We start from the raw sequence: 25933 nt of genomic DNA, 5'->3' as shown, positions 1-25933 counted from the left end.
CCTTTGTTATCAGCAATGAAGTATTTCAATCCCAGGTCAATACCAACTACTTGACCAGTTGGTTGTGTTTCGATTTTGACATTAACGTCAATTGCAAATTGAGCGTAATATCCATCTGCACGACGCACTAACCGGACACGTTTAATCTGTTTGATGTTGTAGTAGTTCAAGTCATAGGCTCCCTTTAATTTCAGGGTTCCTATTCCTTTTTTGTCTGTAAAAGTTATAGATTTTCGAGTATCCGAAAGCTTCCATCCTGATGTTTTATATTCAACAGAACGGCAATTCTTTTTAAACCTTGGAAACCCTTTCTTGCCTTTAACTTTCTTTTTACAATTATCGTAAAATCGAGATATCGCACTCCAAGCACGTTCAGCCGCAGATTGCCTAGCCATTGAATTGAGTTCATCAGCAAAGGGAAATTCACTAGCTAATACTGCACAATATTTATTAAGATCATATTTACCAATCTTTTCATTATCCATCCAATATCTAATAGCTTTGTTTTGGATGAATTGACTAGTACGAATAGCGTCATCTATTGCACGGTATTGTTTATCTTTTCCCTTGACCTTGAACTCGTAAATTATCATCGGTTTCTCCTGGCGGAGACGCTACGCGAACGACCTAACCAACTACATTATTATGCTAACACATCAGCATAACAGTTGTGTGAAGATACTGAAAAGCCTGTGTCGTGGAAGGATAAATCCTTCACTGGCGGCTTTCATCCCGTGGCTCAAGCCACAGGGTTTTCAACCTACGCTCTTATAAAACTGGGGAATCTGGGCTATCTGTCATCAAGAACTGATAAAGTACGTAGCGAAAGTAAAATCGCGGCTTGTCATCTTTAGATACCCGTAGCGGTTGAATGTTACTTGCAAAAGTAGCCGTAAAATAAATTTCCGGCTTCTACATTTAACCCATTGTAACGGGTTTCTGGTTTGAGCCTGAATTTTAATTCCAGGCTAACAAGCCGTGTTCGAGGAGTTGAGCGGAATCGAATTTAACATGAAACGTAAACACCCAGCATCTTTTCACCACACCTCTTTAATTAGTCTGACTCTCATTTCTAGTTTGATTGCACCTTATGCTGTGATTGCAGCACCACCCAGAACACCCGACAAAACAGTAAATTGTGACATGCTTGTTGTCGGTGGTGGACTTTCTGGTGTTGCGAGTGCTTACGAAGGTTTACTAGCAGGGAGAACAGTTTGTCTCACAGAAATTACCGATTGGCTGGGAGGACAAATTTCGGCTCAAGGAACTTCGGCACTTGACGAACGACCAACCCAACGAGCAAAGTTATACTACTCTCGCGGTTACTTAGAACTGCGAAAACGAATTGAACGTAAATACGGCAAACTCAACCCTGGTGATTGTTGGGTAAGTGACTCCTGTTTTATGCCCAAAGATGGACATCAAATTTTGAGTTCCATGCTCAAAGATGCAGCAAAACAGGGAAAAGGCAAATTGCAATGGTTCCCAAATACAGTCATTAAAGAATTAAATCTTAGTTCTAATGGGAAAATCATTAATAGTGCGATCGCCATCCAACATCAACCAGCACCCAATGCTCCCCCACTCAATACCTTTACCTTATCTCAAAGCATTCAAGATGCTTATGCCTATCTAAATTCTTCTCGCTTTACCAAAACTATTATTCGGCTGGCTCCCAAACAAGCACAAAAAGGCAATATCCCTAACTGGTATATTGTAGATGCGAGTGAAACTGGAGAAATAATTGGTCTTGCTGATGTTCCCTATCGTCTAGGCATCGATGCACGTTCTTATTTAGAGCCTTCATCTTCCAGTGCAACTAACGATCCCTACTGCACTCAAGGCTTTACTTACACCTTTGCAATGGAGGCAACCAAGGAACCACAACCGCAAACCATGCCTCCATTCTACATGCAGTATTCGCCCTATTACAGTTATGAATTGAAACGACTAGCCAGCTTTCCTTTAGTATTTACTTACCGCCGTATTTTGAGTCCGAAAAAAGGCGAAGAAACGAAATTTGGCGGCGTCACTTTTACGGCTCCCACTCCCGGAGACATTTCCATGCAAAACTGGACTTGGGGAAATGACTACCGTCCTGGAACCGCCAAAGACAATCTAATTTATACTCGCGATCAACTCAAAGCCACCGGACAGCTTAACCCTGGTGGTTGGATGGGTGGACTGCGGGTAGAAACCTTGCGTAGAGGTGAGGAAAATGCTTTTGGTTATTATTACTGGTTGACAGCAGGGACTACAGATTCCCAATTAGGAAATGGTGTTAAGCAACAACACACAAACAATCGCTTTCTTTCCGGATTAAATTCCCCCATGGGAACAGCACATGGTTTGTCAAAATATCCGTATATGCGCGAAGGAAGACGGATCATTGGTCGTCCTAGTTGGGGTGCGCCGGAAGGTTTTAGTATTTGGGAAGTTGATATTTCTCGTCGCAATTACGATGATGAGTATTACCGCACAACCCTTTCACCTGCTGAATATCGCCGCTTAAAAGCTACGCTATCAGGTTTGGAAGCTTTATCAGTACTTTCAGGTCAACAGCGTCCGGAAAACGTAGCGCGACGGACTCGTTCAACTATTTTTGCCGATGCTATTGGTATTGGACACTATGCGATCGACTTCCATCCTTGTATGGTTAAAAGTCCACCAGAAGCACCCGGAAATCAAGAACGTCCAGGAGAAAGACGTGGTGCAGGTCAAGCTTATCCCTTCCAAATTGCTCTGCGGGCAATGATTCCTCAAAAAATTGATAATTTACTAGTAGGGGGTAAAAGTATTGCTACCAGTCACATTGCAGCAGCAGCCTACCGGGTACACTCCTTTGAATGGTCTGCTGGCGCTGCGGCGGGAACTACAGTCGCTTTCGCTTTAAAAAACAACATTGCACCCTACCAACTTGTAGATGATTTGCCCAAACCAGAACCGCAATTATTAAAATTGCAACAACTACTTAAGAAAAACGGCAACCCCACCGCTTTCCCCGATACCTCAATTTTCAATCAAAATTGGGAAGATTGGAAATAATTTGTCAATAGTCAAGAGTAAATATTCCAGGACAATGGACTCTGGACTCTTGACTATAGACTAAACTGTTAATTGTAGTGTAGTTTTGTAAAGACCTGTTGGTTAATTAATTTTATGATTACCAGACTTTCAGCAGCTGTTTACGGGATGGCAGCGACACCAACTATAGCTCCTGAACGGTCAACTCAAGTTACCCGTAAGACTTATCCAAATTACAAAGTCATTGTTTTAAATGATGATTTTAATACTTTTCAGCACGTTGCAGAGTGCTTGGTCAAGTATATTCCGGGAATGACTGGCGATCGCGCTTGGGATCTCACTAATCAAGTACACTATGAGGGTCAAGCCATTGTTTGGACTGGGCCGCAAGAACCAGCCGAACTTTACCATCAACAATTACGTCGAGCTGGTTTAACAATGGCTCCTCTGGAAGCAGCGTAAAATTTATGACTAAACCCACCCCAGACACCCGTAAAACAACACCTGTTAAAGATGGCAGATTAGTTTGGAATCACTCAACTCATATTCCTGGACTGATTCCCATCCTCGAACGTCTGTGTAAACTAGATGGCATTCAAACCATCACACCAGGACAAATTGGACGGGTAAAAGGTCATAGTCCAAAGTTGCAATTACGGGTATCTGTTCCCATTCGTGGTGGGTTTAAATTAATTGCACGTCACGGTAAAACTGTACAAGAAGTATTTATTTTAACCCCTCTCCCCCAGCAACAACTCGAAGAAGCGATCGCAATCACAATGCAAAAGTAGTCATTGGTCAATGGTCATTTGTCAATGGTCATTTGTCAATAGCCGATAGATGATATCAGGTTTGCTTGATTACTTAATAAATCCCAAAGAACCCCACCCCGGTTTTGTCTAACGCCAAAACCGCCCCTCCCCGCTTGCGGGGAGGGGATTAAGGGGTGGGGTGCAATGACTGTGGGAAGTATTCAAACTAGAGTTAAACCTCAACGTTCAAACTTCAAGGCTCAATTTTTAAGCTTCAAGGCTTAACATTCCAACTTTAAGACTTAATGTTCCAACTTTAAGACTTAATGTTCAAGCTTTAAGGCGATTTCTTCTTGTCCCCACATCCATCCCCGATCCCCAATCCCCAATCCCCGATCCCCGCTCCCCGATCCCCAATCCCTATTCCCCCAATTCCGCAAACAACTTTGACAAAATCACGTTAGAAAACAAAAATCCATCGGGATCATGCAAACGTAACCTTTCTCCCTCAAGTTTAATCCAGCCTTTTTGGAAGTACGGTTGTAAACATTTCTCAATCTCTTCTATTTTCTTTTCTCCAAACTGTTCTACTAGCACTGCTAAATTTACGCCTTCTGCTAAACGTAACCCTAGCATTAAGGTTTCTAACAAAATTTCATCTGCTGAGGTTACTTCACAATCAATTACACAACCAGCTTCTACCCACTGGTAATATTCTTTGGTTTTACGGGGACGGGTAAATCTTTTCCCTGCGACATAACTAGCTGCACCCATACCAAAGCCATAATAAGGGCGATTTTGCCAGTAAACTCGATTATGCTGACATTGGTGTCCAACTTTGGCATAGTTGGAAATTTCATAATGTTCATAACCAGCACCAGTTAAGATTTGCTGCGCCATCTGGTACATTTTGACTGTGGTTTCATCTGTTGGTAGGGGATGAATACCCCCTTTGTAGTAACGACCAAAGGCTGTTCCTGGTTCTATGGTTAGGTCATATATAGATATATGTGTCGGTGCTATAGCAATTGCTTTTTCTAATGACTCCTGCCACCTATCTAAAGTTTGATGCGGTAATCCGGAAATTAAGTCTATGCTAAATTCAGGGAATCCTACTTGCGAAATTAAGTCTACGGCTTTGTAAATATCAGTAACAGAATGCGATCGCCCACAAGCTTGCAATAAATCTGCATCAAAGGCTTGTACACCCAAGCTGACACGCGTAACGCCTACACTACGATAGCCTTGAATGTGTGCTAAATCAAACGTACCTGGGTCTATTTCCATCGAAATTTCTACCCCAGGAGTAACACCAAACTTTTGCTCTAACGCCAATAATATATGTTGCAATTGCTGCACAGATAACAGTGAGGGAGTACCGCCACCAAAGAAGATTGTCTGTAAAGATTGGCTAAAAACAGGAGCAATGGCAATTTCTTGACAAAGAATCTCTACGTATTGAGAAATGGCGTTAGATGTTTCACCACGCAAGCGATCGCCTACAACATAGATCGGAAAATCACAGTAAAAACATCGGCGTCTGCAAAAAGGAATATGTACGTACGCAGAAGTGGGAATGGCTGAAACTATATCTTTTTGTACCATTTTGAGTAAAAATTAAAATAAGATTATTAAAATTACAAAACATGAAAATTAATAAGTTAAGTAAAACACAGAAGACAAGAAGATATCAGGCAAGGGGGAAAATCCGTACTGACAGCATTCTTGGAATTAGCATTTTATTTTAATTTTTTCTAGTTATTTATTAACAAATTTTTATCGTTTTTAACTAAAAAGATGGCAATAATAGAGCATAAAAATCTTTAGTTATAATGATTGCAGATGTTGTCAGTCTCAACCTCTAGTATGAGCGTAAATATATTAAATCGCTCCTAGCGATGAGATAAGAAATACTTTACCTATCGATTAAAACTGTTGCAGGAAATTAGCACTATTATGCTTGATGCAATTATCATATTCTCATTCATCCTAGCAGCGGCGGGGGTAGGTTTCTACAGTATCGAGTTGCTGCCAAATGGAGCGCTGGATCGGGTAACAAACATAGAAGCTCTACGCTTGGTTTTTGCTGCTTTTGCCGCTATTATTGGCGGCGCAGTCGGACTGAGATTTCAGACAGCCTATCGCCGCCTAGAAAGCCAAGTGCGGGAAATGCCATTTGAAATCATCTTAACCCGTGCGATCGGTCTGGTCATTGGGTTATTGATCGCGAATCTCATGTTAGCACCTCTATTTTTGCTACCAATTCCCGCCGATTTTAGCTTTTTTATTAAGCCACTGGTAGCAGTTGTTGGTAGTATCGTGCTGGCTTATACTGGCATGAATCTGGCTGATACCCACGGGCGTGGTTTGTTACGGTTAATTAATCCCAACACTGTAGAAACACTGGTAGTAGAAGGAACACTGAAACCAGCTAGCACCAAGGTTTTAGACACTAGCTGCATTATTGATGGTCGGATTGAAACACTTCTCGAAACTGGCTTTTTGGAAGGACAGTTGCTTGTACCCCAATTTGTCTTGCAAGAACTGCAACAAGTAGCAGATGCAAGCAAAGATCAAAAACGCGTACGGGGAAGACGGGGACTAGAAATTCTCAATCGAATTAAAACAGTTTACCCCGATCGCATTTTGATTAACTCAATAGACTACGACGATATCACAACCGTAGATGCTAAGTTAGTCCGGTTTGCTCAAGAAATCAACGGCACGCTCCTAACGAATGACTACAACCTATCCAAAGTAGCCAGTGTGCAGAAAGTCCCTGTTTTAAACGTTAACGATTTGGTTAATGCTGTACGTCCAACTTACCTACCAGGCGATAACATTGACCTGAAGATTCTCAAAGAAGGTAAAGAACCTAGTCAAGGAATTGGCTACCTAGACGATGGCACAATGGTCGTAGTTGAAGAAGGTAGCAATTATGTCGGTGGTGAATTACGGGTAGTTGTCACCAGCGCCTTGCAAACATCCGCTGGAAGGATGATCTTTGCCAAACCCCAAGCCTCTGCATTAGCATGAGCCAAATGTCAAGTCCCAATTTAATAAATATTCTTATGGCCGATGCACTCAAGTTGCATCGGTTGTTTTTTTGGTCAATTGATCAATGTATACAAGTCGCACAGCAGTAACTGTGGTATAAACTTTTTAGCATTAAACAAATAAAATTAAAAATCAAAAATGAAAAATTTATAAAAATGAAAAATAGAAAATACATTTATTTGATAGTTATCAGTAGCATTGTGATAAGTCTTACTAGTTATCAAGGAGCAAAAGTAATAGCATTACCACCGCCAGAAGACATACCAGAAGAAATATTACGAACAGAAATTATATTAGCAGCGCGATCGCCCATTGACGGCAAACCTCTATCTGCTGCTGAGTATGCACAACTGCAAGCCCAATTGCAACAAGCCCCACCACCAAAACTAAATTCCAAAATCAGAGAAAATATCTTTTTGCTGAGACTGCGTAAAGCACTATTCCAGCTTTTCCCTTTTTTGGATACATTGATTTAGTCATTTGTCATTTGTCATTTGTCATTTGTCATTAGTTTCCCCCTTGTCCCCAATCCCCAATCCCCAATCCCCAATCCCCAATCCCCAATCCCCGATCCCCATTCCCCAAATTCACGATGACATCAAGACAAAATTGCAAATAAATGTAAAGAATAATATATAGAAGTTAAAAAAGCAGATTTACTTACCCACTTTATTCAACCAATCTAGGTAGCTCCATGTCTATGACCATGATTGCCCCCGAACAAGTAAACCGTATCGTTTGGAATCAGCATCAAGATCCGTTTGAAATATTGGGTTCCCATCTTGTAGAAGCAAATGGCAAAACTGTTTGGGCTGTGCGAGCCTACCTACCCAATGCTAGTGAGGCGTGGGTGCTTCTTCCCGAAGAAAGAAAAGAATATCAAATGCAAAGCGTGCATGATCCACATTTTTTTGAATGCGCGATTGAAACAAAAGAATTAGCAAACTACCAGATCAAAATCAAAGAAGGGGAACACGAACGAGTCATTTATGATCCTTATGCATTCCGCTCTCCCCACTTGACTGAGTTTGATCTACACTTGTTTGCTGAAGGAAACCATCACCGCATTTACGAAAAATTGGGAGCGCATCTCACAGAAGTAAATGGTGTTAAAGGGGTTTATTTTGCCGTTTGGGCGCCCAATGCTCGTAACGTTTCAGTGATCGGCGATTTCAACAAGTGGGATGGACGCCAACACCAGATGCGTAAAGGACAAACTGGAGTTTGGGAATTGTTTATTCCTGAACTTGAGGTAGGAGAAAATTACAAATATGAAATCAAAAATATAGAAGGTCATATTTACGAAAAATCTGATCCCTTCGGTTTCCAACAAGAACCCCGTCCCAAAACAGCTTCGATTGTCAATGACTTAGATAAGTATCAGTGGAACGATCAAGACTGGATGGAAAAGCGGCGTCACACCGATCCCCTGACTCAACCCATCTCAGTTTACGAAGTACATTTAGGTTCTTGGTTACATGCTTCTAGTGCGGAACCACCCAAACTCCCGAATGGGGAAACCGAGCCAGTAGTTGCTGTTTCCGAACTCAACACAGGTGCGCGTTTTCTGACTTATCGAGAATTAGCAGACAGGTTGATTCCCTATGTTAAAGATTTGGGTTACACTCACATAGAATTATTGCCGATCGCAGAACATCCCTTTGATGGTTCTTGGGGTTATCAAGTCACAGGCTATTACGCTCCCACTTCCCGTTACGGTAGCCCAGATGATTTTATGTATTTTGTTGACCAGTGCCATAAAAACGATATTGGCGTCATTGTAGATTGGGTTCCTGGTCACTTCCCCAAAGATGGTCATGGTTTAGCTTTCTTTGATGGTACTCACCTTTATGAACATGCCGATCCCCGCAAAGGCGAACATAAAGAATGGGGAACTTTGGTATTTAACTACTCACGCAACGAAGTCCGCAATTTCTTAGTTGCAAACGCACTGTTTTGGTTTGATAAATACCACATTGACGGGATTCGCGTTGATGCGGTTGCTTCTATGCTTTACCTCGATTATTGCCGCAAAGAAGGCGAATGGCTTCCCAACCAATATGGAGGTAGAGAAAACCTAGAAGCAGCTGATTTTCTGCGTCAGGTGAACCATCTCATCTTTAGCTATTTTCCTGGTGTTGTCTCTGTCGCTGAAGAATCTACAGCTTGGCCGATGGTTTCTTGGCCCACCTACACTGGTGGCTTGGGCTTTAACTTAAAGTGGAACATGGGCTGGATGCACGACATGCTAGATTATTTCAGCATGGACCCCTGGTTCCGTCAATTCCACCAAAACAATGTTACTTTTAGTATGTGGTATCACCACAGCGAAAACTTCATGTTGGCACTGTCTCACGATGAAGTTGTGCATGGTAAGAGCAACATCATCGGCAAAATGCCAGGTGACAGATGGCAAAAATTTGCTAACGCACGTTGTTTGTTTGCCTATATGTTTGCTCACCCAGGTAAGAAAACCATGTTCATGAGCATGGAGTTTGGGCAGTGGAGTGAGTGGAATGTGTGGGCTGATTTAGAATGGCATTTGTTGCAGTATGAACCCCACCAGCAGCTAAAAGAATTTTTTAAGGAGCTAAACCATCTTTACCGCAGCGAACCAGCTTTGTATACCCTAGATTTTGTCAGGGAAGGGTTTGAGTGGGTTGATTGTAGTGATAATCGTCACAGCGTCGTGTCCTTCATCCGCAGAGACAAAGACTCTGAAGATTTTGTAATTGTAGTTTGCAACTTCACCCCCCAACCCCATTCCCACTACCGTATCGGTGTAGCAGAACCCGGATTTTATACCGAATTATTCAATAGTGATGCGCGTAAATACGGGGGTAGCAATATGGGTAATTTAGGTGGTAAATGGACTGATAATTGGTCAATGCACAATCGGGCTTATTCGCTAGATTTATGTTTACCACCCTTGGGTGTGTTAATTCTCAAGTTGGATAGGGATAAGACTGCTGAGGTGATGGAATCTCAAGATTGACCTTTCCCCAACCCTCTCCGACGCACAGAGGGGCTTAAATATCCGTAAGTAAGACAGCGCAAATCACAAAAGGTTTTTAGTCAGGACTTTAGTGCTTAAGAAAGGACTAAAGTCCTCACTACGAACTCCTTTAGCCAACTAATTCGTAAAAATTTACTCTGCCTATCCATGTAGGATCTATCATTGTTTTCTTCCTCTTTTTTCTTCAATACAAACTTACCTGAGATTGAGCCATGACGATGCGATCGCGTCCGGTTTTTTTGGCAATATATAAAGCAGTATCAGCAGCTTCAATCACTGCTGTACCTGTTAAACCATGTTCTGGATACATGGCGACTCCCAATGACAAACTAATGTAACCAAGTTTCTGACGTTGATGCTGGAGGTCTAAAAGTTTCACTGTTTGCCGAATGCGCTCGGCTCTTTCTTGACAAACTTCTAAAGAACTTTCTGGTAAAATCAACATTATTTCTTCGCCCCCATACCGACAAGCAATATCCGCTTTGCGAATTTGTTTTCTCAAAAATCCACCGAGTTCGCGCAACACAACATCACCAGCTTCGTGACCAAATTTATCGTTGAAGCTTTTAAAATGATCAACATCCATCATGATAATGCCCACATGTTTGTGACTGCGTTCGGCGCGGCTGATTTCTCGTTCTAGAGATTCTTCTAAGTAACGGCGATTAAATAAACCTGTGAGAGGATCACGAATACTCTGCTGTTGCAAAGCTTCCGTAAGTCGTAAGTTGGCTAAAGCTAATGCTACACGTTCCGCAACCTCAGAAGCTAATTGTTGTTTGGCTGCTGTTAGTTGTCCTGGTTCTGGGGAATGGAAATGCAGCATACCCAAAGCTTCACCCTGAGCCATCATTGGTACACAAAGGGTTTCGCCTGCAAATGATTCTTCAATGTGGCTACACTGTAAACCCTGTTGCTCAGATGTGGAAAGATGCTCCCGTCCCCGTCGCAAAGCCCAACACTGATTGGCTGAAAATACTGTTTTACTCGCAAGAGTTAAGTCACCCCAAGTCGTCACAGCTTCGACTAAGTGTTTTGAGGAACTAATGATAAACACTCCACCTGATGTCTGAGGAAACAAGGGTTGGATTAACTGAGCAATTACTTTATATGCTTCTTCAACCGTGAGACAAGCTTGCAAAATATCGCTCATATGACTGAGTAGAGCAATTTCATGGTTGCGTTGTTCGAGTTGCTGCACCCAAGTGGTAAGTTGCTCATTAGCTTGTTGTAAAGCTGCTTCTGCTTGTTTGCGTTCTGTGATGTTGCGGTTGACGCCAATTGTGGCGCTGGGCTGACCATGTTCATTATACAGTGGGACAAATACTGTTTCGGATACTCCTTGGGTGCGATCCTTGCGAACAAAGTTAATTTCACCAGCCCAGCGATTGCTAGTATGTAACTCGTCTATAATTTTTTTTGTCAGGACAGCAGATTCTTCTGGTTTGTGTAATATACCAAGGGTTTTACCTATGATCTCTGCTTTATCATAGCCAAACATCTTCTCTGCGGCTCGGTTCCAGTCGATAATCCGACCCAGTAAATCAGTAATAATTACACCATCGGAGATATTTTCAAAAATATAAGCTTGCTGCTGTAAAGTTTGTTCAACTCTTTTGCGCTCGGTGATATCTTGAATCTGAGTAATAAAATATAGCGGTTGACCGTGGATATCACACACTAACGATACACTTAACATAATCCACAGAACATATCCAAGCTTGTGTATGTACCGCTTCTCGATGTGATAACAGCGAATCTCGCCAGTCAAAAGTTGACGTACGTAGTCAAAATCTGTTTCTAAATCTTCTGCATGGGTGATATCTTGGCAAGTTTTAGCTAGTAATTCTGCTTCTGAGTAACCGACAATTTCACACAAAGCATGATTTACTTGTAGCCAACTACCGTTTAACCCTACTAAAGCCATACCAATAGCTGCATAATCAAAAGCATTATGAAAACGCTCTTTACTTTCCCGTAATGCTTCTTCAGCCAAATGGCGTTCTTTGATTTCTAGTTCGAGCTGCTGATTGGCTTGCTTGAGTTCTGTCAAGTTGGGAATAGTCAGAAATTGAGGAAGCGATCGCATCAGTAAAATCATGGCACATACTGAACTAGAAGCCGCGATCGCTTTGAGTAACCCCAGCACCCAATACTCTGGGCGCCAAAACATCCAAGCCTCTAGGAAATTAATTGTGCTACTTATAACAATTGATCCTGTGATTATTCTGTATATCCACTTAAGATTAAAAACTTGCCGTTTGCGAGGAGAATAAACAACCATGATGGAAACTAAGTAATAAGCGAAGGCGATCGCAGAGTCGGATGTGGCATCCAGCCAGGTCAATTGTGCTTGATATAGGTAGTAATATCCATATTGCTGATACACCGCACCCGCCTTTGTTTTACGAGAGTTAAAAAAATAGTTGAAACCTTGGTAGTCAGAACATCATTTTTGTGGTAGATGCGTAAATCTTATACAAGTAAAAATGTATATGTAAAATTTTTAACCTTTTCTTTAGGCAAAATCCAATAGTTAGCCCAAAAATTTTTAATGTTTTTTTAATGTTTACGCTTGTAGTGGGTGTTGCTGGATCACAGCGAAAATAACAATGGCATCTCAAAGTATAGGGATGTGCGGGTGTAAGGGTGTAGGGAAAGATCGTGAACTGGTCGTGGGATTAAAATAAGAACACCGTATTTATTGCGCTAAGGCTGCTTGCGGAGTAATACATCTTTAATTTTTGGTGGGCTTGAAACCCAAACATACCCTACACACCACATCCTTATACCCTTACAGCCTTACTCCCTAGTTTTAGGCATCTTTACTCACGTTGATTGAAGTTAACTTTTTGTTGCACGTTTATAAAAAACTATGCATCAGGGACTACAAAATGTAATAGAAGGCATCTATGAAGTATGTATTGGCGTCCCAGAACCAATTGCGGCGATTCAGTATTGGGAGCAATTCGGTTATCGCATTGGTCAACAGGGCGAGTTACCAGCAACTGTGGCGAAACAATTGTATGGCGTGGACTCGTCTTTACGCTCAATTCGCCTTTACCATCAACATGCAGATCACGGTTTGATTCGTCTGATGATTTGGCAAAACCCTATAAATCACGGGTTAAAGATGGGATCGATGAAAGTCAAGGGTAATCGTTGGGCAACAACTTTAACTGCCGATATTATCAACATCTTAAATCATGTAGAAGAAGCAAAAGCAGCTGGTTGGGCGCTTTGGTTTACCCGTCCCCATTGGGAAGTGATCTATAACAAAGAAAAGAAAAAGCGTCCTTTTATTGACGCGATGGTTGGGGTGCGGGAAATGCTATTGCTACAACCATTCACACGACAAGTTTTTTTTCAAAGGTTTGGTTATACACTCCCGGATTACGGAAATATTGATCTTAATTCTCCTCTCAAAACGAGTCAGTTTACCCACATCGGGATGGTAGTTCAAGATGACAGTAAGGAAACATTGAAGTTTTATGACGAAGTTTTGGGTTTGTTGCGCGTGCGTGATGATGTCGAGACTAGCTATGAATCATCTCTAGCTGGAAGAGAAATTTTTGATCTCCAACCAGGTGAAAAGTTTTTCGTCACCGCTTTTGATGATCCACGTTCTTCTACAACTGACTTTATGGCAGCACGTAGCGGTAGACTTTATATTGTTCGCTTTCCCGGTTCCATAAATCTCGATTCTCGCTATGAAGCAGCACAACCAGGTAGTTTGGGAATGTGTTTGTATACTTACCGAGTGCGAGAACTAAATCAATTTTGCGATCGCATCAAAGCAAGTTCCATACAAAAATTTACAACTATTGCTGAAAACGAATTTGGAGAACCAAGTTTTTCCTTTGTCGCACCAGATGGGTATTTTTGGAATTTGATAGGGGATAGGGGATAGGGGACAAGGGGGACAAGGGGGACAAGGGGGACAAGGAGATAACTATTGACCAACAATAATCAGTAAATGCTGTATTATGAATGGCGTTAGTGTTGTTATCTTTAAACAATACTATTGTTAATCTTTATAACAAATAAGTGTATTTTGACGTTTTTGTGATCGGCTAGAAATTTTTTTGAATTATCCAAGTACTAAGACAAAATTTTTTGAATTTTATTTGCCTGATCCATCACCAAATTAAGACATCAAAAATATCGAAAACAGCCTGATTGCAAAACAAAAGGATACAAGACCCTAAGTTTATTTATGGGTATTGTAATTTTGAATTTTGAATTTTCAATTCCCCGCAGGGGATGACTGAGTGGAGATATTATGGCTAAAAATATTTATGCGCTACTAGTCGGTATTGATGAATATGATCCCGCTTCTGTTGTGTCTATACCATCTTTGCAGGGTTGTGTTAACGACATCAATGCAGTAGAAACTTATCTACGGGAACGTGTGGCTCGCGATCGCGAATGGAATTTGGTAGAACCAATAGATAGACCTTGGATACTAATTAATCAAAATGCTATTCGTCAGGCGATTATTGATGGCTTTCGGCAACATCTTTGCAATGCTGATAGTGAAGATGTTGTCTTATTTTATTATGCGGGTCATGGCGCACAAGAAAAGTCACCGCAGGAATTTTGGAGTTTAGAGCCAGATCGTTTAGATGAAACTTTGGTTTGTTACGATAGCCGGACAGTAACTAGTCGAGATTTAGCTGATAAAGAAATAGCTTACCTGATTTCTGAAGTTGCTCAAAAAAATCCTCACGTTGTGGTGATTCTCGACTGCTGTCACTCTGGTTCGGGAACTAGAGATATCGCAGTCAATGTGCGTCAGGCTCCTATAGATTATCGCGATCGCCCGTTGAGTAGCTACATTTTTGCCGCAGATTCTCCAGTATTTGCAGAATCATTAAGTGCTGATCGCAGCTTGGATAAAAAAATCACAGGGGTTGTGTTACCAAAAGGTAGACACGTCATGTTGTCTGCGTGCCGAGACTACGAACAAGCGAAAGAATATCAAGCTGAAGATGGGAAATCTCGTGGTGCTTTTTCTTACTTTTTACTGCAAACCCTGGAAAGAACGAATGGTAATATCACATATCGGGATTTAGTGAGAAATCTCAATGCTTTAATTAGTGGCAAACTTAAGGAACAGTCACCACAAATTGACACCACTGACCCACAGGAATTAGACAAGCCATTTTTGGGTGGTGCAATTCGAGAGCGTTCTCATTACTTTACTTTGACTTACAGCGAAAATCAAAAAAGTTGGGTAATTGATGCGGGTGCTGTTCACGGTATCCCGAAAGCTACTGATGCTGGAGATACTCTCCTGGCAATTTTCCCAGTGGGAACTGCTGATCAACAGTGGCGTGATTTAGGAAATGCTTTGGCTCAAGTGCGGGTGACACAGGTGTTACCACAACGGAGCAAAGTAGAAATTATTGAGGGAAGCAATAATCTGTTTGAAAATACTAGTTATTGGGCTATAGTTACCAGCTTACCATTACCTCCGTTGCAAGTATATCTTGATGGTCAAGGAGCAGGTATAGATTTAGCACGTCAAGCACTGGCGAACACTGGTTCTTTGTATGTGCAGGAAGTTGCAAAATCAGAAGATGCAGATTATCACTTGTTAGCAAAAGACAATCAATATTGGATTATACTTCCTAATAGTAAACTTCCTGTAGTTGCCCCAATCCCAGAACAATCAACTCAGGCTGGTTACATGCCTTATTTTGCTAGCAAAGCTATTCAGCGTTTAGAACATATTGCTCGTTGGCAAAATATTTTGCAACTCAAAACTCCCGCTACTAGTCGGATTAAACCTGATGATATCCAGATGGAAATTATCGTTTTGTCTGGAAGCCAAGAATCTGGTTCTGGTTCAGAAATGCGGTTAGAGTATACCAATGAAAATGGCGAATGGATACCGCCAAGTATTCAAGTTGTACTCACAAATAACAGTGAAAAAACTCTTTATTGTAATGTCCTGAATCTCACAGAAAACTATAGCGTTGAAGTGCCATTTTTCCCAGAAAAAAGTAGTGTTCGTTTAGCACCGAAAGGTAGTGAAGCAAGCGTTACAGTTGCAAGTTTTGATGATCTGGGTTTTGTGATTCCTGATGAGTTTTTAGCACAGGGAATTACTGAGTACAAAGATATATTGAAATTGATTGTTAGTGCTTCTGAATTTGATGCGAGTTTATTAGAACAAGATGGGTTAAATCCACCTTCACCTAAACGTTCAATTGGGGGAAGGAGTATTTTAGAAAGTTTAATCCAGGAAGTTGGGGAACGCAATGCTGTCAGGGTGAAAGCCAGAGTTAACAATGATGATTGGTTAACCCAAGAAGTCGCAGTCACCATCGTTCGTCCCCAAAATCCTGAAAATTTGCCGAGCGATCGCCCGATGCAATTGCAAAATGGTTTAGTAGAGGTGTTACCTCATGCAAATTTACAAGCAGAAATTAATCTCACAACTGTACCGCAAACTAGCAGAGATTTAGGAAATGTCACCTTACCTCCGCTTCTGCAAGAACTAGAGAATACCGAACCCTTTCAATTTACCACCAGCCGAGCCAGCGATCCTGGTTTGACAGGTTTGGAATTGAGTAACGTAGTCGATCACACCGTTGTCACAAAATCAGCACCTTTAAAATTACTAGTTGATCGAGAAATTGCAGACAACGAATATCTTTTACCAATAAGTTACGATGGGGAATTTTTCTTACCTTTAGGAACAGGTAGAAATACTCTAGATGGGAAAACAGAAATTACGATAGAAAGATTACCGACACCAACAAAAAGTCATCGTTGTTTACAAGGTTCCATCCGCATCTTTTTTCAGAAAATCATCTGTCGCAAGCTGGGAAGAAAATTTGCATATCCGATTTTAGCAGCAGCAACAGTTGATGAAAACGAGCAAGTAATTTACGATCAAAACATCGAATCAGTTAGGGAAAAAGTTACTCAAGCACAGCGAATAATTCTCTACATTCATGGTATTATTGGTGATACAGAATGCCAAGTTCCTAGTATTCAAAAAGTTACAGTCACCGTAGATGGACAGCAGCGTCTGATCAAAGATTACTATGATTTAGTGTTGGCATTTGATTACGAAAATCTCAATACTACTATTGAAGAGAATGCCCGACTTTTAAAACAAAAATTGCAAGCAGTCGGTTTGGAAGCCAATCACGGTAAACAATTACATATTGTTGCTCACTCTATGGGCGGCTTGGTGTCTCGTTGGTTCATTGAGCGCGAAGGTGGTAATGAGATTGTACAACACTTGGTGATGCTGGGTACACCCAACGGTGGTTCTCCTTGGCCGGCGGTACAAGATTTTATTTTTACAGTTCTGGTATTTGGTTTGAATCAACTTGCAGCAGTTGTTTGGCCTGCAAAAGTAGTAGCTGATTTATTAGAATATCTGGAAAATAACAATTATTCCCTTGAGCAAATGCATCCAGATTCTGATTTGCTCAAACAACTAGCCGAAAATCCCGATCCTGGTGTTCCTTATACAATTGTGGCAGGCGATCGCTCACTAGTTCGCGCAGCCACAGAAATGCAGCTAGACAAACAATCAAGTCCTCTGCAAAGATTGATGTCTAGGCTTTTTGGTCAAGGTGTAGATCAAGTAGTAAACTTAGTTTTCTTTGAACAACCAAATGATATCGCTGTGACTTTGGCTAGTATCAAATGTGTGAGTTTCAGCCGTTCACCCCAGCCTCAGATACTAACACCAAATCCAGCCTGTGATCATCTTACCTATTTTAATCATCCAGCTGGGTTAGAAGCACTGGCGAAAGCACTTTCTCAATCACCGAGTCCGAGAATTTCCTCTCAACCACAGACACAATTTCCACCGATGCGCCATAGCAGGATTAATTATGAAGACATCACCATGATTATCCCACCAGGCACACCACGCGACCCCATACCCGATACTACTCCCAATCCATCCCCTACCAAAAATCAACCAACAGAAAATCAAAATCGTTCAACCGTAAATGGCCCTGTGATTTGGGTAATTACTTTATTGTTGGTAGTAATTGCAGGTTTGATTATTTGGAACCGTACTCAGGAGAAAAAACCAGAAAATCAGCAAAGGAATAGTCAAGGGTCATTCGTCATTGGGTATGGGAGAATCCCAGATGTTTAATCTTTGTGTCTTAGTGTCTTAGTGTTTAAAAAATAATTTTTTTCACCACTAAGACACTAAGACACCAAGAAATTTTCATTTTAAAGATTTACCACATCCTCCTGTTTCTCATCATATTCCGGTAGGTCATTCGGTGCGCCGCAGGCGGAAATATTACCTGTGAAATTCACATCAGCCATGAGTTCTGGATGTTGTTGCTTACGCTGGGCGATTTGTTCGCGGGTGAGAATCTTCGACTCATCAAAACCTAGTTCTATCTCGGTTTGTAGTCCCTTGTACTTGACTCGTTTGAGGTTATAGAAGCGCTTATTGAGGGTGGTTTGCACAAATGCTTTCAAGCAACCTAAAAGATATTTACGTTTAAATGCATCTTTGACAAACCAATATTCAAAGGTTTTGCGGAGGTAAAAACGGGCGTAGTTCCGTAGTACTCCTTTGAGAACATCTTCCCGTTCCATTGCATCCGGCTTCATGATTGGCGTGACAAAGTTATATTGAGAATAATCGCGGACTTCAACGCGATCGCCTAAATCTTGAAATAATTCGGAAAATGGCCAAGGGGTAAACATATTCCAGTTCACCATATCTGCTTTCCAATCCAAAGCCATTTGATAGGTTTGTTCGATGGTTTCTGGGGTTTCGTTTTCTAAACCCATGATAAATTGAGCTTCGGTAATGATACCATTTTGATTTAGGAGTTTGATGGCGCGCTTGTTTTGTTCGATGGTTGTTTCTTTGCGGAACAAATTCAATTTTAACTGGGCTGCTGCTTCTGTTCCCAAGGAAACATGAACTAGTCCGGCTTTGCGGTAAAGTGGTAGTTCTTGCTCATCTCGTAAAATATCTGTCACCCGTGTATTGATTCCCCAGTACACGCCTAAGTTACGTTCTATTAGTTCGTTACACAAAGCGATAAATTTTGGTTTGTTAATAGTTGGTTCTTCATCTGCCAGAATGAAAAAGCCGACTTTGTGTTTTTTTACCAAGATTTCAATTTCATCAACGAATTTTTTAGGAGTACCAGAACGATATTTGCGCCAGAATTTCCACTGGGAACAAAAACGACAGGTAAAGGGACATCCTCTGGCGTAGTTGGGAACTGCAACTCGGACGTTGAGTGGAGTGTAGATATATTTACTCCAGTCTAATAAACTCCAATCTGGGGTGAGGGTATCTAAATCAGCAATCGGGGGATGTGCTGGTGTGGCGACGACTTGCCCATTTTCTAAGAAAGCAATACCTAATATATTACGGCGATCGCTCTCATCTGTACCATTGGCGATCGCTCTGAGCAAGTTAACTGTGATTTCTTCCCCTTCTCCCCGGATGATATAATCTACCCAAGGCGCTTCGTTGAGAACTTCATTATACATATAGGTCGGGTGAATCCCGCCCATGATTGTCTTGGCTTGGGGACAAACTTGTTTAACTATCTTGAGAGTAGTTTGAGATTGGTAAATCATCGGCGTAATCGCCGTTGCTAGCACCACATCCGGCTGATGCTTGGCAATAATTTCAGCCAAAGCATCATCCGCAATATAATCGGTCATAGCATCAATAAAACAGATGTCAGTAAAGCCAGCTGTTTTCAACGCTCCACCCACATAAGGAACCCAACTCGGTGGCCAATTTCCCGCAATCTCCGCACCACCAGAATGATAGTTGGGTTGAATCATCATGATCCGCATAATCTGGCTCCTTATTTTTGACAGATGACTGTTTTCTAGGATTTACGCCATCTCCCCAAAATTGGTTTGCTACACGACTATTGACGGTTTAGTTTTGCAACATTATTTTTATATAACTTTAATAAAGACGATTTTTGTTAAAAAAGCAAAGATTTTAAATCTTAACTTAGAAAAATATAGATCCCGACTTCTTGAAGGATGCTGTTGGCGAATGGTGGATCTGACCCTTCCGTTTTTCGCCCACAATCCTTTGTAGAGAAGTAGCATTGCTACGTCTCTACATCTGGTGAAATGACGAAAAACTTTCAGTGAGGGGTGTCATCCCTGATTCGCCATTTATGCTTCTGGATTAAACTCCATCGCTACACCATTCATACAATAGCGCTGTCCAGTCGGTGCAGGGCCATCTTCAAATACATGACCCAAATGTCCACCGCAACGGCTACAATGCACCTCTACTCTAGTCATAAAAAATGATCTGTCTACCGTTGTGCTAATTGCACCTTCAATTGGTGCGTAAAAACTCGGCCAGCCAGTACCGCTATTAAACTTAGTTTCTGATGTAAACAATGGTTGTCCACAAGCAGCACATACGTAAGTCCCATCAGCATAATTTTTATCTAGTGGACTTGTCCCAGCCCGTTCTGTACCGTGCTTACGTAGAACACGAAACTGTTCGGGTGTTAAAGTTTTACGCCATTCTTCTTCAGTTTTATTAACTTCAAACTTTTCACTGTTAGAAGTTGTCATAACTTCGTCCCTCCTGCTTAAATAATTTGATAACCACAGCGCCCCTGCGATCGCAGCGCCTGTTTCTAAAAGAACTCTTCTTTTCATCTTCTTATATTTTATTAAGTTTTATAACTTAACAATTAGGTAAACCGTCTCACTTCGATAGAGATTCCCTCACGCGATCGCTACGATAAATGCTAAAACTGAACGCAAGCTGAGACAGAGATTAAACTTCTTTTTCTTCCACCCATTCTAATATTTCGCTGAGTTGAACTTTATATGTATCACAAATCACTTCCAATACACGTATAGAAGGCAAATAGCTAGACTTTTTAGCCAACTTATAACCAGTAGCAGGAGCTATACCAGTATCTTTAATGAACTGGTACGCAGACAAGTTTCTACCTTCTAAGAAGCTTTTGACTCGATTTTGTATAGGCATTATTTCTTAATTTTATACACATATTACTTATATTAATTTAATAATATTAAAACCATAGAAAAGGCGGTGACGCTTGGAAAACGAACCGCCTTTTCTTCTCAGCTAGTACGCCTTAGTAAGGAGAGAGGCTGAGATTACGCACTAAAATACTTCGCTACCGGGTGGTAACAAATAATCGCCGTCGTAGACTGCTCCGGATACAACTGCTCACTTTCATCCATATACAGATTAATCCGCTCAGTCCCCAACAACTCCAGTTGCTTGTACTGATCCTGAATATTCGGACACGCCGGATAGCCAAAACTATACCGTGAACCTTGATACCTTTGCGCCAAAATATCCCGAATATTATCTGGTTCCTCAGCCGCAAAACCCAACTCTCGGCGAATTCGTGCATGAGTCCATTCAGCCACAGCTTCCGCCATCTGCACAGCCAAACCGTGAAAATACAGATAATCTGTGTATTGATTATCTGCAAATAACTTCTGCGCGTACTCCGTCGCCACTTCACCCACAGTTACCGCCTGCATCGGGAACACATCAATTACCCCCGACTCCTTTGGTGCAAAGAAATCAGCAATACACAGCCTTCTCAACGACTTTTGTCTCGGAAACTCAAACCTTGCAACTTCCTTCGCGTCCTTTGCGTCTTTGCGGTTCCAATCATAAACATACAAACTATTCCCCTCAGACTGACAAGGAAAATACCCATAAATCACCTGCGGATGCAACAAATTCTCTGTAACAATCCGCTGCTTCCACTCCTGCAAAATTGGATACACCTTCTCATCCAAAAAAGCCTGATATTCTTCTTTAGATTGATCCTTCGGCTTCCTAAACTGCCATTGTCCTGCAATCAAAGCTTGCAAATCCAAATACCAAAATACTTCTTCTAAAGGAATATCACTCGGTTGCAATAACTTACTTCCCCAGAAAGGCGGTGTGGGACGGGGAATATCTACCGCTACAGCTTCTGAACGCTTAGTATTAACTTCTGTTGGTTCAACAGCTGCTTTTTCTGTTTGGGGTTTTTCCTTTACAGGTTCCTTATGTCCATTTTGAGATGTTTCTTCGGCAAATTCATCCAAAAATCCTTGCAGATCATTCCATTTACCAGATGCTTTTGCTGGCATTAATTTGTCCATAAAGTGCAAATCTGAAAAAGCATCCTTGCCATAGACTACCTTACCTTTGTAAGTATTCTGGCAATCTTCAGAAACAAACTTGGGAGTTAACGCCGCACCACCCAAAATTACAGGGACAGTAATTCCTTTTTCATTAAATACCTGCAAATTTTCTTTCATGAAGGCGGTGGACTTCACCAACAACCCACTCATAGCAATACAATCAGCTTTGTACTTATTATATGCTTCAATGATGTTTTCCACCGACTGCTTAATTCCCAGGTTAATCACTCTATAACCGTTGTTAGAGAGAATGATATCAACCAGGTTCTTACCAATATCGTGAACATCACCTTTAACTGTGGCAATAATAAACGTACCCTTGCCATTGTTGCCAGCTTCTGATTTTTCCATGAACGGTTCTAGGTAAGCAACCGCCGCTTTCATAGTTTCGGCTGACTGTAACACAAAAGGTAGCTGCATTTGTCCAGAACCAAACAACTCACCTACTACTTTCATCCCATCCAACAGGAAGATATTAATAATATCCAAAGCCGGATATTTCTTGAGCGCTTCAGCCAGTGCTGTATCTAAACCGATACGTTCACCATCAATTACGTGACGTTTGAGACGTTCTTCAATGGGGAGACTTTCATCAACACCTTTGTCGCGTTTTGTCGTCACCCCTTCAAACATCTTTGTGAGTTCTGTTAAGGGATCATAGACGCATACATCACCTTCAAATTTGCGATCGTCGTAAATCAACTGGCGACAGATTTGTTGATGTTTCTCTTCAATCTTCGACAGTGGTAAAATTTTGTTAGCGCTAACAATCGCCACATTCATACCTACTGCGATCGCCTCATGCAAAAACATGGAATTTAGGACTATCCGCGCGGCGGGACTGAGACCAAAAGAAATATTGGATACACCTAAAACAACATGACAACCAGGCAATTCTTGGCGGATGCGACGAATGGCTTCAATAGTCGCTTTGGCATTTTCTCGGTCTTCTGCAATCCCCGTAGAAATTGGTAGGGCGAGTGTATCAAAAAATATTTCGTGGGATGGGATACCATATTCTAATGCTTGACGGTAGGCACGTTGAGCAATTTGGAATTTCTTTTCGGCCGTCCGCGCCATCCCTTCTTCATCGATAGTGCCAATGACAACACCAGCACCATATTTCTTAGCCAATTCCAATACTTTTAAAAAACGTGGTTCGCCGTCTTCGTAGTTAGTGGAGTTCAACAAACACTTACCACCAGCAACTTTTAAACCCGCCTCCATCTTTTCCCATTCTGTGGAATCGAGCATCAGAGGAAGTGTCACATTGTTGACAATGCGAGAAACCAATTCGTGCATATCTCGCACGCCATCACGTCCCACATAATCGACGTTGACATCCAGGATGTGCGCGCCTTCTTTGACTTGCGCCCTCGCCATCGATACCAGTCCATCCCAGTCTTCCGCGTTCAACAATTCACGGCATTTTTTAGAACCACTGGCGTTTAACCGTTCACCGATAATTAAGAAGGAATTATCTTGTTCGTAAGGCTGAGTGCTGTAAATTGATGCTGCGGCTGGTTCTAGCTGCGGTTCTCTAATTTTTGGCTTTAATTCTTTAGTTATTTCTGCTAATTGTTGAATATGATCTGGACGTGTCCCACAGCAACCCCCAATTACTTGGACACCTAAGTCTTCAACAAAATGCATCAATGACATCCGCAATTCCATTGGTGTCAAGCGGTAATGTGCTTGTCCACCAACGTTTTCTGGTAAACCCGCGTTAGGGATACAGGAAACTACGAAAGGTGAATGTTCAGAAAGATACTTAATATGTGGTTTCATCAGGTCTGGACCAGTGGCACAGTTCAGACCGAGAATATCTATTGGATAGGGTTCCAGAATAGTTAGCACAGCATTAATTTCCGTACCTACTAACATTGTCCCCATGGTTTCCATTGTCACAGAAACCATCAAAGGACGGCGATCGCCTTTTTTAGCAAAAACTTCTTCAATACCATTCAACGCTGCTTTGATTTGCAGCACATCTTGACAAGTTTCGACAATAAATAAATCGACACCACCATCCCACAAAGCTTCTGCTTGTTGGGCGAAGTTATCTTTCATTGTGTCAAAATCAATGTGTCCCAAAGTTGGTAATTTGGTTGTCGGCCCCATCGAACCAGCCACAAACCTGGGTTTTTCTGGAGTAGAAAATTCTGCTGCAACACGCTTTGCTAGTTCTGCGGCGGTTTTGTTGAGGTAGTATGTTTGATCAGCGAGGTCATATTCTGCTAATACTATAGGCGTACCACCAAAAGTATCGGTTTCAATCACATCCGCACCCGCAGTTAGGAAGTCACGGTGAACCTTTGCCACAGCTTCAGGTTTAGTGTGGACTAGATACTCGTTACAACCTTCGTATTCCGCACCACCGAAATCTTCAGCAGTGAGATTTTGTCTTTGTAAGTTAGTTCCCATCGCACCGTCAAAAACAATCACGGGACGATCAGGACTGTGCAAGCGTTCTAAAAAGGGATGAGTCATATTTGCCAAAAGAAATTTAGTTAGTCTTAATAATTCGACTTAATTTATTATTTTCCAAAATTTCTACAGTTTCGGAGTAAGGAATTGATGAAAACAGGTGGTAAATGATATGAAGTATTTAGAGAAAATAGATAACGTAAAATACGTACGCAGTCTATTTTGTGTTTATCTATTGACATAAAATGCATACGTATAAGCTATCAATGTGCATCTGTGTTTATCTGTGGTCGATTGATAAAAATAATTTTTGTCACAGCAGATAGAGTATTTAAGTATATATAAAATTTATCGCTCAATAATTCTGAAATTAGTGGTATAAATGAACAGCGATCGCCAAATCAAGATTTTGTTTCTCGCATCCGATCCGAGTGATGCTTCTAGATTACGGTTGGGACAAGAACTGCGGGATATTCGGGAGCGTCTACAGCTAGCCAAAGAACGGGATAAATTTATCCTAGAGTCCCGTGAATCAGTGCGTCCAGGGGATATTACTCAGGCTATCTTCGATGTTGAGCCGCAAATTGTGCATTTCTCAGGACATGGAATGAGTACAGGTGAGTTGTGCTTTGAAGATTTAGTAGGAAAAATTCAAACTGTAAAGCCTGATGCTTTGGCTGCATTATTTGAATTAGTCGCCGATCAAGTAAATTGTGTAGTTTTAAACGCTTGCTATTCCCAAGTGCAAGCAGAAGCGATCGCTCAACATATTCCCTTTGTTATTGGTATGAATAAGGCTATTCCAGATAATGCTGCGATCGCTTTCGCTGTCGGATTTTACAAAGCCTTGGGAGCAGGACGGACGGTAGAACAAGCTTATAAATTCGGTTGTGTAGAAATCAGGCTGCAAAGCATACCAGAACATTTAACACCTGTTTTGCACATTCAACCTAGTCCAGAGTCTTCAGCTATCAAGCATTCTGCAAATGAAAAACCGAGTTCTCAGATCAAATCAACAACAGGTTTAAGTGCAGCGCAACGGCGACGAATAGAGCAGCAAAAAGATAATCTTGAAACCGAATGGAATCTCAGGAATGAAAAGCTGAAGCGAATCAGAAAAGCTTTTACTCTAGAAACTAACCCAACACTAAAATTTCAATTAGAACAGCAGCTTCAAGACGAAGAAGCACAATTAGAAAGTCTTAACAAGCAACTAGATGAGATTGAACAAACGTTACTTTGATATAGAAAATTATTTGTTGGCAAGATCCCCTTAATAACAAAAACAAAAGCCCCCTAAGATATTTATAGGAGGCTTTTTGTGAGAATAAAAGTCCTGGCATCGAGCTATTTTGACGGTCGGCAACCCGACAACTATCGTCGCCGCAGCAGCGTTTCACAACTGAGTTCGGGAAGGGTTCAGAGTGGTTCCACCGCGCCATAGACACCAGGAAAAATCAGTGGTCAGTTATGA

At 41.5% G+C, this 25933-nt stretch carries 16 protein-coding genes and 1 rRNA gene; 9 read left to right on the top strand and 8 right to left on the bottom strand.

Annotation, left to right across the window (positions count from 1 at the left end; all coding sequences use genetic code 11):
• Positions 1-593: RNA-guided endonuclease InsQ/TnpB family protein (locus ACE1AT_RS10515; RefSeq protein WP_374867978.1), on the bottom strand; the 593-nt coding region annotated here is incomplete at its 3' end.
• A 418-nt stretch (positions 594-1011) separates the two neighbouring features.
• Here ACE1AT_RS10515 and ACE1AT_RS10510 point away from each other — a divergent pair.
• The 3 genes from ACE1AT_RS10510 to ACE1AT_RS10500 all read left to right on the top strand — a co-directional run bounded on the left by ACE1AT_RS10510 (position 1012) and on the right by ACE1AT_RS10500 (position 3815).
• Entirely contained in the window at positions 1012-3045 is a 2034-nt protein-coding gene (locus tag ACE1AT_RS10510) for an FAD-dependent oxidoreductase (RefSeq protein WP_374867976.1), read from the top strand.
• Between the two features lie 114 nt (positions 3046-3159).
• Entirely contained in the window at positions 3160-3486 is a 327-nt protein-coding gene (clpS, locus tag ACE1AT_RS10505) for an ATP-dependent Clp protease adapter ClpS (protein WP_017313269.1), read from the top strand.
• 5 nt (positions 3487-3491) lie between these two features.
• On the top strand, positions 3492-3815 hold the full coding sequence (locus ACE1AT_RS10500) for a DUF2103 domain-containing protein (protein WP_374867974.1): 324 nt from the start codon (positions 3492-3494) through the stop codon (positions 3813-3815).
• A gap of 381 nt (positions 3816-4196) precedes the next feature.
• Here the strand turns inward: ACE1AT_RS10500 and hemW are convergent, their stop codons facing one another.
• Positions 4197-5381, bottom strand: a complete 1185-nt coding sequence (hemW, locus tag ACE1AT_RS10495) for a radical SAM family heme chaperone HemW (protein ID WP_374867973.1) — start codon at positions 5379-5381, stop codon at positions 4197-4199.
• 351 nt (positions 5382-5732) lie between these two features.
• Between hemW and ACE1AT_RS10490 the strand changes: the two genes are divergently transcribed.
• From ACE1AT_RS10490 to glgB, 3 genes are all read left to right on the top strand, one after another.
• Positions 5733-6812, top strand: coding sequence for a PIN/TRAM domain-containing protein (locus ACE1AT_RS10490; protein ID WP_374867971.1), 1080 nt, complete (start codon positions 5733-5735; stop codon positions 6810-6812).
• A gap of 176 nt (positions 6813-6988) precedes the next feature.
• Positions 6989-7309, top strand: a complete 321-nt coding sequence (locus ACE1AT_RS10485; protein ID WP_374867969.1) for a hypothetical protein — start codon at positions 6989-6991, stop codon at positions 7307-7309.
• A gap of 224 nt (positions 7310-7533) precedes the next feature.
• Complete coding sequence (glgB, locus tag ACE1AT_RS10480; protein WP_374867967.1) at positions 7534-9828, top strand: 1,4-alpha-glucan branching enzyme; 2295 nt, start codon at positions 7534-7536, stop codon at positions 9826-9828.
• A gap of 205 nt (positions 9829-10033) precedes the next feature.
• Here glgB and ACE1AT_RS10475 read toward each other — a convergent pair whose 3' ends face one another.
• Positions 10034-12238 carry a diguanylate cyclase gene (locus tag ACE1AT_RS10475; RefSeq protein WP_374867965.1) on the bottom strand — a complete coding sequence of 735 codons (2205 nt, stop codon included), beginning with the start codon at positions 12236-12238 and terminating at the stop codon, positions 10034-10036.
• Positions 12239-12724: 486 nt separating this feature from the next.
• Between ACE1AT_RS10475 and ACE1AT_RS10470 the strand changes: the two genes are divergently transcribed.
• Positions 12725-13759: a VOC family protein gene (locus ACE1AT_RS10470; RefSeq protein ID WP_374867963.1), complete on the top strand. Its 1035-nt coding sequence runs from the start codon at positions 12725-12727 to the stop codon at positions 13757-13759.
• 372 nt (positions 13760-14131) lie between these two features.
• Positions 14132-17983 carry a caspase family protein gene (locus tag ACE1AT_RS10465; protein ID WP_374867961.1) on the top strand — a complete coding sequence of 1284 codons (3852 nt, stop codon included), beginning with the start codon at positions 14132-14134 and terminating at the stop codon, positions 17981-17983.
• An 80-nt stretch (positions 17984-18063) separates the two neighbouring features.
• Here ACE1AT_RS10465 and bchE read toward each other — a convergent pair whose 3' ends face one another.
• The 4 genes from bchE to metH form a co-directional block, all read right to left on the bottom strand.
• A complete protein-coding gene (bchE, locus tag ACE1AT_RS10460; RefSeq protein WP_374867959.1) occupies positions 18064-19671 on the bottom strand; it encodes a magnesium-protoporphyrin IX monomethyl ester anaerobic oxidative cyclase in 1608 nt (535 codons plus the stop codon).
• Between the two features lie 336 nt (positions 19672-20007).
• The gene (msrB, locus tag ACE1AT_RS10455) at positions 20008-20508 is read right to left on the bottom strand and encodes a peptide-methionine (R)-S-oxide reductase MsrB (RefSeq protein ID WP_374867957.1); all 501 of its coding nucleotides are present in this window, start codon (positions 20506-20508) and stop codon (positions 20008-20010) included.
• 121 nt (positions 20509-20629) lie between these two features.
• On the bottom strand, positions 20630-20845 hold the full coding sequence (locus ACE1AT_RS10450) for a helix-turn-helix domain-containing protein (protein WP_374867955.1): 216 nt from the start codon (positions 20843-20845) through the stop codon (positions 20630-20632).
• Between the two features lie 134 nt (positions 20846-20979).
• Positions 20980-24522: a methionine synthase gene (metH, locus tag ACE1AT_RS10445; RefSeq protein ID WP_374867953.1), complete on the bottom strand. Its 3543-nt coding sequence runs from the start codon at positions 24520-24522 to the stop codon at positions 20980-20982.
• A 319-nt stretch (positions 24523-24841) separates the two neighbouring features.
• On the opposite strand from metH, the gene ACE1AT_RS10440 reads away from it, so the two are divergent.
• Positions 24842-25702 (top strand): CHAT domain-containing protein, encoded by an 861-nt coding sequence (locus tag ACE1AT_RS10440; RefSeq protein WP_374867951.1) that lies wholly within the window; start codon positions 24842-24844, stop codon positions 25700-25702.
• A 91-nt stretch (positions 25703-25793) separates the two neighbouring features.
• Here ACE1AT_RS10440 and rrf read toward each other — a convergent pair.
• Positions 25794-25911: ribosomal RNA gene (gene rrf, locus ACE1AT_RS10435) — 5S ribosomal RNA — on the bottom strand.
• Between the last annotated feature and the right edge of the window lie 22 nt (positions 25912-25933).

It is taken from the genome of Pelatocladus sp. BLCC-F211, from assembly GCF_041928655.1.
GTDB lineage: Bacteria > Cyanobacteriota > Cyanobacteriia > Cyanobacteriales > Nostocaceae > Pelatocladus.
The sequence above is the reverse complement of the archived record's forward strand: the minus strand, read 5'-3'. Positions and strand labels throughout refer to the sequence as shown.

Excerpts from the sequence above, each read along its gene's own strand:
- hemW (WP_374867973.1), bottom strand. The coding sequence starts at position 5,381 with ATGGTACAAAAAGATATAGTTTCAGCCATTCCCACTTCTGCGTACGTA.
- ACE1AT_RS10470 (WP_374867963.1), top strand. The coding sequence starts at position 12,725 with ATGCATCAGGGACTACAAAATGTAATAGAAGGCATCTATGAAGTATGT.
- msrB (WP_374867957.1), bottom strand. The coding sequence starts at position 20,508 with ATGAAAAGAAGAGTTCTTTTAGAAACAGGCGCTGCGATCGCAGGGGCG.
- ACE1AT_RS10500 (WP_374867974.1), top strand. The coding sequence starts at position 3,492 with ATGACTAAACCCACCCCAGACACCCGTAAAACAACACCTGTTAAAGAT.
- metH (WP_374867953.1), bottom strand. The coding sequence starts at position 24,522 with ATGACTCATCCCTTTTTAGAACGCTTGCACAGTCCTGATCGTCCCGTG.
- ACE1AT_RS10450 (WP_374867955.1), bottom strand. The coding sequence starts at position 20,845 with ATGCCTATACAAAATCGAGTCAAAAGCTTCTTAGAAGGTAGAAACTTG.
- glgB (WP_374867967.1), top strand. The coding sequence starts at position 7,534 with ATGACCATGATTGCCCCCGAACAAGTAAACCGTATCGTTTGGAATCAG.
- ACE1AT_RS10510 (WP_374867976.1), top strand. The coding sequence starts at position 1,012 with ATGAAACGTAAACACCCAGCATCTTTTCACCACACCTCTTTAATTAGT.
- ACE1AT_RS10440 (WP_374867951.1), top strand. The coding sequence starts at position 24,842 with ATGAACAGCGATCGCCAAATCAAGATTTTGTTTCTCGCATCCGATCCG.
- ACE1AT_RS10490 (WP_374867971.1), top strand. The coding sequence starts at position 5,733 with ATGCTTGATGCAATTATCATATTCTCATTCATCCTAGCAGCGGCGGGG.
- clpS (WP_017313269.1), top strand. The coding sequence starts at position 3,160 with ATGATTACCAGACTTTCAGCAGCTGTTTACGGGATGGCAGCGACACCA.
- ACE1AT_RS10465 (WP_374867961.1), top strand. The coding sequence starts at position 14,132 with ATGGCTAAAAATATTTATGCGCTACTAGTCGGTATTGATGAATATGAT.
- ACE1AT_RS10485 (WP_374867969.1), top strand. The coding sequence starts at position 6,989 with ATGAAAAATAGAAAATACATTTATTTGATAGTTATCAGTAGCATTGTG.
- bchE (WP_374867959.1), bottom strand. The coding sequence starts at position 19,671 with ATGCGGATCATGATGATTCAACCCAACTATCATTCTGGTGGTGCGGAG.